At 63.7% G+C, this 13522-nt stretch carries 9 protein-coding genes and 1 tRNA gene; 6 read left to right on the forward strand and 4 right to left on the reverse strand.

All coding sequences use genetic code 11. The features are described 5' to 3' along the window. The first annotated feature begins 128 nt into the window (after nt 1–128). Complete coding sequence (gene scpA / locus ACR65T_RS14650; protein WP_434497179.1) at nt 129–2291, forward strand: methylmalonyl-CoA mutase; 2163 nt, start codon at nt 129–131, stop codon at nt 2289–2291. Nucleotides 2292–2442: 151 nt separating this feature from the next. Next, nucleotides 2443–2634, forward strand: coding sequence for a DUF6494 family protein (locus ACR65T_RS14655; RefSeq protein WP_434497180.1), 192 nt, complete (start codon nt 2443–2445; stop codon nt 2632–2634). Between the two features lie 5 nt (nt 2635–2639). Here the strand turns inward: ACR65T_RS14655 and ACR65T_RS14660 are convergent, their stop codons facing one another. The 3 genes from ACR65T_RS14660 to ACR65T_RS14670 form a co-directional block, all read right to left on the reverse strand. Next, on the reverse strand, nt 2640–3926 hold the full coding sequence (locus ACR65T_RS14660) for a DUF2254 domain-containing protein (protein WP_434497181.1): 1287 nt from the start codon (nt 3924–3926) through the stop codon (nt 2640–2642). A 388-nt stretch (nt 3927–4314) separates the two neighbouring features. Beyond that, the gene (locus tag ACR65T_RS14665; RefSeq protein ID WP_434497182.1) at nt 4315–4653 is read right to left on the reverse strand and encodes a hypothetical protein; all 339 of its coding nucleotides are present in this window, start codon (nt 4651–4653) and stop codon (nt 4315–4317) included. Nucleotides 4654–5021: 368 nt separating this feature from the next. Further along, nucleotides 5022–5098 (reverse strand) — tRNA-Asp (locus ACR65T_RS14670). Nucleotides 5099–5300: 202 nt separating this feature from the next. On the opposite strand from ACR65T_RS14670, the gene ACR65T_RS14675 reads away from it, so the two are divergent. The 3 genes from ACR65T_RS14675 (at nt 5301) to ACR65T_RS14685 (ending at nt 10412) form a co-directional block, all read left to right on the forward strand. Next, a complete protein-coding gene (locus tag ACR65T_RS14675) occupies nt 5301–5570 on the forward strand; it encodes a succinate dehydrogenase assembly factor 2 (RefSeq protein WP_434497183.1) in 270 nt (89 codons plus the stop codon). Then, nucleotides 5567–9103, forward strand: a complete 3537-nt coding sequence (gene mfd, locus ACR65T_RS14680) for a transcription-repair coupling factor (RefSeq protein ID WP_434497184.1) — start codon at nt 5567–5569, stop codon at nt 9101–9103. Before ACR65T_RS14675 ends, mfd begins: the two co-directional genes overlap by 4 nt. Before the next feature lie 370 nt (nt 9104–9473). Next, complete coding sequence (locus ACR65T_RS14685; RefSeq protein WP_434497185.1) at nt 9474–10412, forward strand: Spy/CpxP family protein refolding chaperone; 939 nt, start codon at nt 9474–9476, stop codon at nt 10410–10412. Nucleotides 10413–10547: 135 nt separating this feature from the next. Here ACR65T_RS14685 and ACR65T_RS14690 read toward each other — a convergent pair whose 3' ends face one another. Beyond that, on the reverse strand, nt 10548–12200 hold the full coding sequence (locus tag ACR65T_RS14690) for a multicopper oxidase family protein (RefSeq protein WP_434497186.1): 1653 nt from the start codon (nt 12198–12200) through the stop codon (nt 10548–10550). Nucleotides 12201–12415: 215 nt separating this feature from the next. Between ACR65T_RS14690 and ACR65T_RS14695 the strand changes: the two genes are divergently transcribed. Then, the gene (locus tag ACR65T_RS14695; RefSeq protein ID WP_434497187.1) at nt 12416–13420 is read left to right on the forward strand and encodes a TonB family protein; all 1005 of its coding nucleotides are present in this window, start codon (nt 12416–12418) and stop codon (nt 13418–13420) included. Nucleotides 13421–13522 lie beyond the last annotated feature (102 nt).

A 13522-nucleotide genomic window follows, 5' to 3' on the forward strand; every position in this document is an offset into this window, starting at 1 on the left:
AGGGCGGTGCGCCGAGCGGGGGCTGATCCGCAGCGCTTCAAATCGCCGCGCTCTGCCCTTTGCTGCCACGGCTTTGCGAGACAGGCCGCTCTGGTCTAAGAGAAAATGGCAAAATAGCCGAGGAAAGAATGTCCGCGATACCGAACTTTGCATCGATCCCCTTTGCGCCGGTCGCGCCTAAGCAGGAGGCGAAGCCCCGCCGCTGGCTGACGCCGGAAGGAATCGAGGTGAAGAACGCCTATGGCCCGCAGGATATCGAGGGCCTCGCCTTCGTCGACGGCTATCCGGGCGTCGCGCCTTACGTGCGTGGACCCTATCCGACGATGTATGTCGCCCAGCCCTGGACGATCCGCCAATATGCGGGTTTCTCCACCGCCGAGGACTCGAACGCCTTCTACCGGCGCAACCTCGCCGCCGGACAGAAGGGCCTCTCCGTCGCCTTCGATCTCGCCACCCATCGCGGCTATGATTCCGACCATCCGCGCGTGATGGGCGACGTCGGCATGGCGGGCGTCGCGATCGACTCGATCTATGACATGCGCACGCTGTTCGACGGCATTCCGCTCGATCAGATGTCGGTGTCGATGACCATGAACGGCGCGGTGCTGCCCATTCTCGCGCTCTTCATCGTCGCGGCGGAAGAGCAGGGCGTGCCCGCCGAAAAGCTGACCGGCACGATCCAGAACGACATTCTCAAAGAATTCATGGTGCGCAACACCTACATCTACCCGCCCGACCCTTCGATGCGCATCGTGTCGGATATTTTCGCTTATACCTCCAAGCATATGCCGAAGTTCAACTCGATCTCGATCTCCGGCTATCACATGCAGGAGGCCGGCGCCTCGGCCGATCTCGAATTGGGCTACACGCTCGCCGACGGCGTCGAATATGTGCGCGCCGGCGTCGCGGCGGGACTCGACATCGACGCCTTCGCGCCGCGTCTTTCCTTCTTCTTCGCCATCGGCATGAATTTCTTCATGGAGGTCGCGAAGCTGCGCGCCGCGCGCCTGCTCTGGGCGCGGCTGATGAAGGATCTGGGCGCCAAGTCCGAGAAGAGCATGACCCTGCGCACGCACTGCCAGACCTCCGGCTGGTCGCTGACGGCGCAGGACGTCTACGTCAACGCCATCCGCACCTGCGTCGAGGCGATGGCGGCGACTCAAGGCCATACGCAGTCGCTGCACACCAATGCGCTCGATGAGGCGCTCGCGCTGCCGACCGATTTCTCCGCCCGCATCGCCCGCAACACGCAGATCGTGCTGCAGGAGGAGAGCGGCACGACGCGGATCATCGATCCGTGGGGCGGCTCTTATTATGTCGAGCGCCTGACCGCGGAGCTCGCAAAAGGGGCCTGGAAGCATATCGAGGAGATCGAGACGCTGGGCGGCATGGCCAAGGCGATCGCCGCGGGCGTGCCCAAGCAACGCATCGAGGAGGCGGCGGCGAAGACGCAGGCGCGCATCGACAGCGGAACGCAGGTCGTCGTCGGCGTGAACAAATATCAGCCGGTGAACGACGCCAAGCCCAATGTGCTCAAGGTCGACAACGCCGCGGTGCGCGCCGCGCAGCTCGACAAGCTCAAGCGGCTGCGTGAAGAGCGCGACGAAGCGAAGACGCAAGCAGCGCTCGCCGCGCTGACCGACGGCGCCACATCAGGCGCCAATCTTCTCGATCTCGCGGTCAAGGCGGCGCGGGCGAAGGCCAGCGTCGGCGAAATCTCCTTTGCGCTCGAAAAAGTGTTCTCCCGCCATCAGCCGAAGGCCAATGTGATTTCGGGAGTCTATGCGAAGGAAGCCGGCAAGGAGAGCGTTCATCTTGGCCGCGTGATCGGGATGACGCGCGACTTTGAAGAGAACGTCGGGCGCAAACCGCGCATTCTCGTCGCCAAGATGGGTCAGGACGGCCATGATCGCGGCCAGAAGGTCATCGCCTCGGCCTTCGCCGACATGGGCTTCGACGTCGTCATCGGCGATCTCTTCGCGACGCCCGACGAAGTCGCCAGGAAAGCGGCGGAAGCCGACGTGCATATCGTCGGCGTCTCGACGATGACCGCCGGCCATCTGACTCTGACGCCGGAACTGCGCGACGCGCTCAGACGCGCCGGGCGCGGCGACATCATGATGGTCGTCGGCGGCGTCATCCCGCCGGACGATTTCCAGGCCTTGTATGATTCTGGCGCGGCGGCGATCTTCCCGCCCGGCACCAATATTCCGCAGGCGGCGGAGAAGTTGCTGTACGAGCTGAATATCCGTCTGGGCTTTGCGCAGCGCGAAGTGGCGAAGGCGGGGTGACTTTTTGCTCTCTCGCGCGTCTTGGCCGGGCTTGTCCCGGCCATCCACGAAAGCCGCCGCACGCTCCTGGCGTGGATGCCCGCGACAAGCGCGGGCATGACGCCTTCGGGAATCGCACTATGTATATTGTGTCGGCAAAGGGAGCCGGGCGATGGACGAAGACGCTTTCAACATGGCCGTTCGGAAGTTTCTCAAGGAGGTGGGCGTCACCTCGCAGCGCGAGATCGAGCGCATCGTGCGCGAGCACAAGGTCGATAGCGGCCGCTTGAAGCTGCGCATGGCGTTGACGGCGGAAGGCACGCCGCTCAATCATATCGTCGAAACCGAGATCGACATTCGCTGACGCGGTCAGATCGTCGGCGGCTCGACGAAGCGGGCGGCCTCGTCGATCTGTGCAGCGAGCGCGCGAATCTGCTGCTTTTCCGACTCGAGGGTTAGTTTTGCTTCCGCGCGCGCCAGGGCGTCGGCGGACTGACGCAGGGCGGCCTTGCCGAAGGTCGTCTCATCATCGCGCGCCAGACCGAGCAGTATTTTCTGCAGCCAGATCTGCACTTCGACCAAGGCGGCGCCGTCGCGCGCGATGGGACGAAAGAAATCCTCGAACATGTCGCCGACGTCGAGCGGCGGCAGATAGATATTGGGAAAGTTCACTTCCGCTTCGCTGCGGGTCTCCCACAGCGCGAGCAGGCGCGCGCCGCGCGTGAGCACGTCGATCGCCGTGCCGGGATCATTGATCGCCGGCGAGAGCGCGCGCGAAGCGATTTCGCTAAGGACGATCAGGCCAAACCGGGGATCCTGCTCGAAGGTTCGATTGTCGCCGACGGAAAAAACGCCTCGCAGAGTCTCCGTCAGCTCCTTGAGCCGCTCTTGCTCGATGTTCGGACATGCGACGTAACACAGGGGCTTGGTGCGATGCGCGAAGGAGCCGGGGTTGACCTCTATCCACACAATCGCGCCCGTCTCTTCCGCCGCTTCCTGCGCCGCCGTGAGATCCATGTGCAGGACATAGCCCGGCCGCTCTGCATGGATTGGCGTCGCGTTCTCGGGCGGAGGCTCGATTGAGGGGTAACATCCGAGGTATGGCGATTCGAGCCGCTCTTCGAGCGCTTCGGCGGTCGCCTTCTCCACCCGCGGCAGAAGGTCCGAAAAGCGGCCGAATACGCGCAGCAGATCAATCCAGCGAATGAAATTCCAGAACATCAGCGCGATGACCACAAGCGTGACGAAGAACAGCAGAAGCCGTCCGGCGCCGCCGTACATCCCCATTTTGAGCGTGACGATTCCGACGAGGCTGAAGACGAATGCGCCGAGAAACGTCGCGATGACCTTTTGAGAGGTCTTATCTTCGAGCAGAAGCTGTGTTGCGCGCGGCGTCGCGCTCGATGCGGCGCTCGCAATCGCGGCCGCCATGATGCCCAGTGAGAAGGTCGATACCGCCAGCATCGAGGAGGCCAGTATCGTCAGCACGCTTTCGACGGCGTCGGCGCCGAGGTCCTGGTCGATCCACTCCGGCACATAGGTGCGCAACAGGAAGGCGGCGAAGGCCGTGACGCAGGCGACGATCGCATAAAGCGTGACCCGCACCCATAACTGCTGGAAGAAATGGGACAGCCGCCAGGCCCACTTGCTTTGCATGTCCCATTCCCTCTGAAGCGCCGCGTCGAAGCCCAAGAGGGGCAAATAGCGCGCGCCGGGAGCCAAGCCACAGCGGTTTAATTCGGGCGAAGGCGGGGCGGTTAGGGAGCGTAGCGCCTGGCCGGCGAAGATAAGCCGGGGTCCCTATATGTTGAGAATGCTTTCTCTGGAAGCCGAATTGGAAGGGGGCTGGGACCGAATGGGTGCGGCTGGCGCCTCGCAGTCGCGTCGTCGGGCGGAAGAATTCGCCAGCCCCGGTGGCGCTGGAATGCAACCGCGCATTGCGCGGCTGCACTGTCTTACTATGCTGGAATGCAACCGCGCATTGCGCGGCTGCACTGTCTTACTATTAAGACATCATCTTAACCGGGTCTGGAGTAGAAGCCGCTTACCAGCATGTGCAGCGGCCGTAGCCGTAGGCGGGGACAGCGGCGCCGTAGTAGCCCGGGGTGGCCGCGCCGTAGTAGCCAGGGTAGCCATAGCCGTACGGGGCGCTGGCCGCCGCTCCGAGCGCGAGGCCGGTGGCGAGGCCTGCGACGCCCAACCCCAGTCCGGCGCCAGAGCCCCAGTAGCCTGGGCGCGCCCAACCACCACCGTAACCCCAATGACGGCCCCATCCGCCGCCACCCCAACGGCTCCACGCCGAGGCCGGGGTGGCGGCCGACACCGCGCCGACGAGCATGGTTGCGGCGAGCGCTGTCGTGAGCAGCTTGCGTGAGTTTTTCATTCCAAATCTCCAGGTCCTCAGGTGAGGAGCCCCCCGAGCACGCCTAACGCGACACCAGTACTCTTGTTCCGGGCGCGAGGGTGGGCCGGAAGGCCTTTATCCTGCGGAGGCCGAGGCTTTCGGCTTTCTCGTTCAGCGATCGAGCAAGGAAGAAGCACGTGAATTCCGTCGCACTAAGTCAGAAGCTTCCTGATTGCGCGTAAAGCTCGGCGCCCGGCACAAGTGAATATAGAATCGCGCGGACTCGATCGGCCCGTGAGGCGTCCGATTGCGTGAGCGATCAGTCAGAACAAAGCGCGCTGATTTGAAACGATCGCAAAAAGCGCCGCGCCGGCGATATGCGAGATTTCTCTATGCTATGGAAGTTTTGGCGAGAGAGACGGGACTTGAACCCGCGACCTCCGGCGTGACAGGCCGGCGCTCTAACCAACTGAGCTACTCCCCCGCGAGCGCGCGCACGCGAGAGGCGCCAGATAGCGCAGCCGCATCTTGAGGTCAAGGAACTTCGCCAACGCGGAGTCTCAGACGAAGCGCCGCAGGGCCGGGCAAGCCGTGCGCGCGCCCCGCTGCTCGGCGTCTTTCCCTGACCTTCCTTTGCCTTTCCTTTGCGCCTGCATTAAGCCTCGCGCCATATAAGGAGACGGACGTTGGACGACGACATGCGCAGGCGGCGCATCCGGGTGCGCGCCTGGCGGCGAGGCATGCGCGAGATGGACATCCTGTTGGGAGGCTTCGTCGACGCGCGCGTCGAGACGCTTCCCGCGCAGGCGCTGGACGAACTCGAAGCTCTGCTCGACCTGCCCGACGCCGCGGTGTTCCGATGGCTGTCGGGGGCTGAACAGCCGCCGGCCGAGCATGACACGCCGGTTCTGCGGCAGATCATCGCCTTTCACCAACACGACGGGCCGATCCATTGAGCGCGGCTGCGACAAAGCTCAAGAAAGCGGCGGCGGGACTTCAAGCGGCGCGGAGCAGTCTCGTCAAAGGCGAAAGGCTGATTTTCGCCCATGCGCCCGACGGCTTCGACGCTTTCGTCAGCGCCGATCTTGCGCGCGCGCTCGCGCGGGAGGCGGAAGGACACGCGGCGGTCTTCGTGCATGTCGCGCGCGACGGCGCGCGGTCGGCGGCCTTTCGCAACGCCCTGCGTTTCGCCAATCCCGACGTCGAAATCCTCGACATTCCAGGATGGGACTGCCAGCCCTACGATCGCGTGTCGCCGCACGCCGGCGTGGTGGCGCGGCGCATGACGGCGCTTTCGCGTCTCACGCGCGCAAAATCCTCATTCGAACGTCCGCGCGTCGTCACGACGACCGTCGACTGCCTGTTGCAGCGCGTTCCGCCACAAAAGATGGTCGCCGCCGAAAGCTTCGCCGCCGCGCCCGGCAATGTCGTGAAGCTCGACGAATTGGCGCTTTGGCTCGAGTCGAATGGCTATCTGCGCGCCAGCACCGTGCGCGAGACCGGCGAATATGCGCAACGCGGCGGCATTGTCGATCTTTATCCGCCGGGGCTGCCGGCTCCGATCCGTCTCGACTTCTTTGGCGAAACGCTCGAATCCATCCGCTCGTTCGATCCAGATACGCAACGCGCCACCGGGCAGCTCCGTTCGCTCGACCTCACGCCCATGAGCGAATTGCGGCTGACGAGCGAGACGATGCGCCGCTTCCGGCAGTCCTACGCCGCGCGCTTCGGCGGGCAGACGCGCGGCGACGCGCTTTATGAGGCTGTCAGCGAAGGCCGGCGCTTCCACGGCATGGAGCATTGGCTGCCGCTCTTCTACGAGCGGATGGATACGCTCTTCGATTATTTGGGCGAGGCGCCGGTCGTACTCGATCCGCTTGTCGAGGATGCGGCGGCGGAGCGCGTCAAGCAGATCGAGGATTATTACGACGCGCGCAAATATGCGCATGATCTCGATCCTGCCGCCTCAAACTATAAGCCGCTCGAACCGCGCGCGCTCTATCTGTCGCTTGACGAATGGCGCGCCGCCATCGAGGGGCGCGCGGCGGCGCAATTCACGCCTTTCGCCGCGCATGAAGGCCAGAAAGCCATCGACTGCGGCGCGCGGCCCGGCCGCGACTTTGCGCCCGAGCGCAACACGCCCGACGTCAATGTCTTCCAGGCGGCCGCGGATCATGTCGAGGCGCTGCGCGACACAGGCAGAACCGTCATCGTCACCGGCTGGTCCGAGGGCTCCTGCGAGCGGCTGGGCCATGTGCTCGCGGAACACGGCGTGCCCGACTTGCCGCGCGTCGCGTCGCTTCCGCAGGCGTTGTCGAAGGCCGTCTCCGTAGGTGTTCTCGGGATCGAACACGGCTTCGAGACGGATGCCTACGCGGTTCTGGGCGAGCAGGACATTCTTGGCGATCGCTTCGTTCGTCGCCGCCGCAAACGCAAGCCCAACGAAAATCTCCTCGGCGAAGTCGCCGCGCTCGCCGCCGGCGATCTTGTCGTGCATGTCGATCACGGCATCGGCCGTTTTATCGGTCTCGAAACGATCTCCGCCGCCGGCGCGCCGCATGATTGCCTCGAACTCCACTACGCTGGCGGCGACAAGCTCTATCTGCCGGTCGAAAACATCGAACTCTTGACGCGCTATGGCGGCGAGGACGCCGAAGCGCAGCTCGATCGCCTTGGCGGCGCCGGCTGGCAGTCGCGCAAGTCGCGGATGAAGAATCGCATCCGCGAAATGGCGAAAGGGCTCATCGAAATTGCGGCGCAGCGGCAATTGCGCGAGGCGCCGAAGCTCGCCCCGCCGGAAGGACTCTACGACGAATTCTGCGCGCGCTTTCCTTATGATGAAACCGAGGATCAGCTCGCCGCCATCGATGCGACGCTCGATGATCTCGCCGCCGGCCGGCCGATGGATCGACTCGTTTGCGGGGACGTTGGCTTTGGCAAAACCGAGGTCGCGCTGCGCGCCGCCTTCTGCGCCGCCATCAACGGCAAGCAGGTGGCCGTCGTTGCGCCCACCACCTTGCTTGCGCGTCAGCACTACAAGACTTTCAGCGAGCGCTTTGCGGGCCTGCCGGTGCGCATCGGACGATTGTCGCGGATGGTCGGCGCCGCGGAAACGCGCGAGACGAAGAAGGACCTCGCCGACGGCCACATCGAGATTTTAATCGGCACGCATGCCGTGCTCGGCAAGACCGTAAGCTTCAAGGATCTTGGACTCGTCATCATCGACGAGGAGCAGCATTTCGGCGTCGGCCATAAGGAGCGGCTGAAAGAGTTGCGCGCCGAGGTGCATGTTCTGACGCTCTCGGCGACGCCCATACCGCGCACGCTGCAGCTCGCGATGACGGGCGTGCGCGAGCTTTCGATCATCGCCACGCCGCCGATCGACCGGCTGGCCGTGCGCAGCTTCGTCTCGCCCTTCGATTCGCTCATCGTGCGTGAAGCGCTGCTGCGCGAACGCTATCGCGGCGGCCAGGCCTTCTTCGTCTGTCCGCGCATCGAGGACCTCGAGGAGGCCGCGGCGTTTCTGCGCGAAAACGCGCCTGAGTCGAAATTCGTCACGGCGCATGGGCAGATGAGCGCGAGCGAACTCGAGGACAAGATGTCGGCCTTCTGCGACGGCAAATTCGACATTCTGCTGTCGACGACGATCGTCGAGTCGGGCTTGGACATCCCACGCGCCAATACGCTGATCGTCTGGCGCGCCGATATGTTCGGCCTCGCGCAGCTCTATCAGCTGCGTGGCCGCGTCGGGCGCGCCAAATTGCGCGCTTATGCGCTGTTCACGACGCCCGCCAACCGGACGATCACGCCTCAGGCGCAAAAGCGGCTGGACGTGCTGCAGTCGCTGGATACGCTTGGCGCGGGCTTCCAACTCGCCAGTCACGATCTCGACATTCGCGGCGCCGGCAATCTGCTTGGCGAGGAGCAGTCGGGACATATCAGGGAGGTGGGCTACGAGCTGTATCAGCAGATGCTCGCCGACGCGATCACGCTGCTGAAGGCTGGAGTCGAGGAGCCGCAGGAGGAAGTCTGGTCGCCGACGATCGCCATCGGCGCGCCGGTGACGATACCGGAAGACTATGTCGCCGACCTCACCCTGCGCCTGCAGCTCTATCGCCGTCTGTCGACGCTCGAAACGGATCAGGACATCGAAGCTTTCGCCGCCGAGATGATCGACCGTTTCGGCCCGATCCCGGCGGAAGTGGAACAGTTGCTCGAGATCGTCGCGATCAAGGCGCTCTGCCGGCGGGCGCATGTCGAGAAGATTGACGCCGGCCCGAAGGGCGTCATCGTCGCGTTCCGCGAAGACAAATTCGCCAATCCCGCCGGACTCGTGCGTTATGTCGCGGAGCAGCGGACAAGCGCCAAGGTGCGTCCCGACATGCGCGTGGTGTTTATCCGCGAATTCGAGAACACGAAACAGCGCCTCGCCGGCACGCGGCGCATTCTGCGCGCGCTCGTCGAGATCGCGGAGAAGAAGGCGGCATAAGCTTTTGCGCCACATCCCAGCGGCGGTTTTCGCTTGTGCGAAGAAAAGCAAGTTGGCGCGACGAATTTGCGACATCGAACCTCGCGCGCGCTGCACAATCGACGTGGCCGAGTGAAAGACGGGCGTTGGGCTTGCGCCTATCGGTTTTTGCGTCGCGGGATCTGTTCAAAAAAAGGCAAAGATCGCTTTCAAAATTCATGCGTCTGCGTGACGATTCGCCCATCGCCTCACGGCTTGATCTGTGACAAAGTTGCAGACGTTCAACGGCGCCTGATGCTCGGTTAGGCGCTCATGCGCGAAACTCCACCAATGATTCGTCGCGCCAGCGACGACAGGAGCGATCGCGACAAACATCGCAAGGGAGGGCGCCATGACGACGCGAAAACTAACATCGCGCGGAAAATTGCTTGCGGCGAGCGCCGCCGCTTTGCTCCTCGCAGCTGGACTCTCGGCGGCGCAGGCGCAGCAGGGCGGCGCAGGACAGGGCGGCATGGACCATGGCAAGATGGACCATAACAAGATGGACCATGGCGCCATGGAGCACGGCGGCGCCAACGCCCCGGCGCAATGGGCGGACCCTGGCCAGGCGCAATCAGGCGGCGCTGAATCCGGCAAGGCCGATGAGCAGAAGAGCGAAGCGGGCAAGGCCGACGAAGGTCATGCAGGCCATCACGGCGGCATGTCGGGCATGGGCCAAGGCGGCGGCAAGGACGGCGGAATGGGCGGCGGCATGGGCGGGATGATGGGCGGGATGATGGGCGGCATGTCGGGCATGAGCCACGGCGGCGGGAAGGACGGCGGCAAGGGCGGCGACGGCATGAGCGGCATGTCGCATTCCGGCGGCGGGATGATGAACAAAATGGTCTGCGGCTTCGCCGATCATCTCGAGGGACGCCTCGCCTATCTGAAGGCCGAGTTGAAACTGACCGACGGGCAAACCGGCGCCTGGAACGCCTTCGCAGAGGCGTGGCGCGCCGCGGCGCAAAAGGCGAAGCAAAAATGCGACGCCGCCGATATGCGCGCGGACCATTCCAAGCCGGAAGTGTTGAATAAGCTCACGATGATGGAGAACCATATGGTCGACCATCTCGAGGTGGTGCGCGCACAGAAGGCGGCGATCGAGTCGCTTTTCACCAGTTTGAGCGATGAGCAGAAGAAGATCGCAAATGAGACGCTGAGCGGCATCATGAAGGTCGGCATGTCCATGGGCGACATGATGGGCGGCATGATGGGCGGCATGGGCGGCGGCATGGGCGGCATGTCGCATTCAGGCGGCGGCATGGGCGGAATGGGCGGCATGCAGCATTAGTCCGCGCAATATCGCTCCCGGCGGGCCGCAGGCCCGACCGGGAGTGCGCTTGAATAGACAGCTTTTAAGATTGAGTTAGATAACGACGTTTGAGAAGAGAATGCGCTTCACGGACGCCGCGCGTCTTGAGCCGCTCTACTCCACCGAGAACTCGCGCATCATGCCTGCGTCCTCATGTTCGAGGTTATGGCAGTGATACATGAATCGCCCCTTGAAATCGCCGAACGGCTTGATGATTCGCAGGCGCTCGCCCGGCGTGACGAGCACGGTGTCTTTTAGGCCGCTGTCGATGAGACCGTCGCGGATCGAGGCGTAGGCGTCCTCGTCGCCCTCGAAGCTGCGCTCGATAATCTCGAAGGGCTGGCCGTGCAGATGGATGGGATGCGCCATCGACATCATTCCCATCATGCCCATGCCGCCCATCATGCCCATGCCCATGCCGCCCATTCGGCCGCGCATCATGCCGCCACCCATCATGCCGCCTCGACCCATGCCGCCCATTCCGCCCATTCCGCCACGCTCATGGAAAATTTCAATAAGCTGCGTCGTGTCGACGGGAATGCGTTCGCGCGGCTGGATGTCGTCATGGCCATAGGGCCGACCGTTGAGGGACATCGCCATGCGCGCCATGGTGATGGCGATCGGAATGGGATCGCCCAGATTGGCGATCTCGTCCTTGCGGAAGCGTCTGATGGTCGAAAGCTTCTCCGGAAGCTTCCATGACTCGGTTGAAGCTTTCGTCACCCTGGCCGCAAACAAAGGGAATTCCTCGCCCATCGCGAGATCGCTTCCCATCATGCGCTGCGCCATCGGCGGAATCAGACCGTAGAATTCTCCGCTCAGCATCGTCAGCTTCGCGCCTTGCGGGCGGCCGCTGAAATCGACGATGAGATCGACGCGCTCGGCGGGCGCCAGCATCACATAGGGCCGCGTCTCCGCCTTCTCCAATAGACCGCCGTCGACGCCGATCACGGTCAGCGGAGTCCGGTCGTCCCAGCACAATTTGTAGATGCGCGCATTCGAGCCGTTGAGGATCCGCAGACGGTAGGCGCGGCTCGCGACGTCGAGCGTAAAATTGCATCGTCCATTGACGAGCACGCGGTCGCCATAAAAACCGAACATGCTCGTATGCATGTCGCCGCCATAGGCGAGCTGATTGTCGCCGTCGAACGCGCGATCCTGGATGACGAGCGGAATTTCGAATTCGCCGGACGGCAGTCCGAGCGCGCGCTCTTCCTCGTCCTCAACGATGATGGGGCCCGCCAGGCCGCGATAGACCTGCGTCGCTGTCTTCTCGTGCGTATGCGGATGATAGAAATACATCCCGGCGCGATTGTGGATCTCGAATTCGTAGACGTAAGTTTCGCCCGGATCGATCGCCGCCGTCGGATGGCCGTCCATCAGCATCGGCACATGCAGGCCATGCCAATGCGTGATGGTTTCCTCCGGCAATTCGTTGCGAAGCCAAATGCGAACCTTTTGTCCCTTGGTGAAACGCAGCAGGGGGCCGAGGTAAGCGTCGGGCAGCGCCGTCAGCGCGTTGGGCGGACCTTTGATCAGATTGCCGACGTAGCGCCACACCCGCGTGGCCTTGCCCGTCAGGATGGACGTTTGGTCGCGCTTGCAGATTAATTCGAGTTCGACGTCCGGCGTGAAGGCGTCGGACGCCCGGTTCGGCGCGATCCGGCGCATCGCATGGCCCTGGCCCAAGGCCGGGGCGCCGATCGTCGCCGCTGCGCCCGCGCCGATGAGAAATCCTCGGCGCGACAAAGGCCTAAAGCGTTTCATGCATCCCCCCGAGCGGCGTTCGAGCGCCACTTAAATTAGATAGTTCTTATGTATGCGGTCTCAGGGCGTTGATAACTGCGGCAAAAGGCGTCATGTTTTTCCGGGGGCGCGTTTTTGCCCAAAGGCGGCTATAATTGGAGAGTGGCGCCCCCCGGTCACCGACCCAGATCGATAATGCAAGCAGCGGCGGCGCTGGAGCGCGGCTTTCCATCGCAATGAACGACAGCAGCGGACAACGCGCCTTTAGCGCGACCTTGGGCGTGGACGCCCTTCGGCGGCGGCGCGCGCTCGTCGTGCGCCCGCGCTTCCTGATGTTTCTCCTGCTGTGCCTGCTGGCGCATCTGTGCGTCCTCGCGTTCCTGCTCTTGGAGGATTGGCGCTCCGCCCGCGAAGCGCCGCGCATCGTCGAGGAAACGCCCGTCGAGGTGATCACCGAACCGCCCGCACCGAAGCAGGAAGAGCCTCCGCCGCCCGAGCCAGAGAAGCCGCCGGAGCAGCAAAAACAGCAGCAGAAGCCGCCGCCTCCGCCGCCGCTGGAAGACGAAAAGCCTGCTTTCGACGCCCCCGAGGCCGAGAGCAAGACCAAGTCCGACGTCGATGCGCCGGAGCAGAAGGAGCTCAAGACCCCGAAGAACGCGCCTGAAAAGGAAAATGTCACGCCCAAGGACGAGAAGCCTCAGGGCATGAAGGACGCTGAAGACGAAGCCGGAAAGGCGAAGGCGCCGGAAGAGACCAAAGATACGCCGATCGAGGACAAGAGCGACGCCGAGATCATCGAGCAGGCCGCGCCCGAAAAGAAGCCGCAGGAAAAGCCCGACCCGAACGAAAAGGGGCCCGTCAAGAAGGGCGAGGCCAACTCGATCGCCGATCAGCTCGCGGCGCTCGCGCCGATACCCGACTATAAGCTTGCTGCGCCGCGCAAGTTCTCGCCGGTTGGCGGCGGCCACGCGAAGACGACCTATCTGACGATCCTCTACGGCCTGATCATGCCGCACATGCGTATTCCGCCACGCGTGCGCGGGAGCGGCGCGATAGGCAGGGGCGCGGTTGTCTTCTACATCGATGAGTTGGGCAATCTCACCCATCAGGCGGTCCACCAGCCGAGTGGCGCGCCCGATCTCGACGCCGCCGCTCTTGCGGCCGTGCGCCGCGCTGCGCCGTTCCCGGCGCCGCCGCGCGGCCTGCCGCACTCGATGATCTTCAGCTACGCGACCAAATAGTCCTGTCGTCAGGGCGAATTTTGGATGTCATCCCGACGCGCGCTTTATGCGCGATCGGGAAACCAGAACAAATCCGGGATATGCGTGCCGTAATTCTGGATT

Origin of the sequence: Methylocystis sp., assembly GCF_051061285.1 — a bacterium.
Lineage (GTDB): Bacteria > Pseudomonadota > Alphaproteobacteria > Rhizobiales > Beijerinckiaceae > Methylocystis.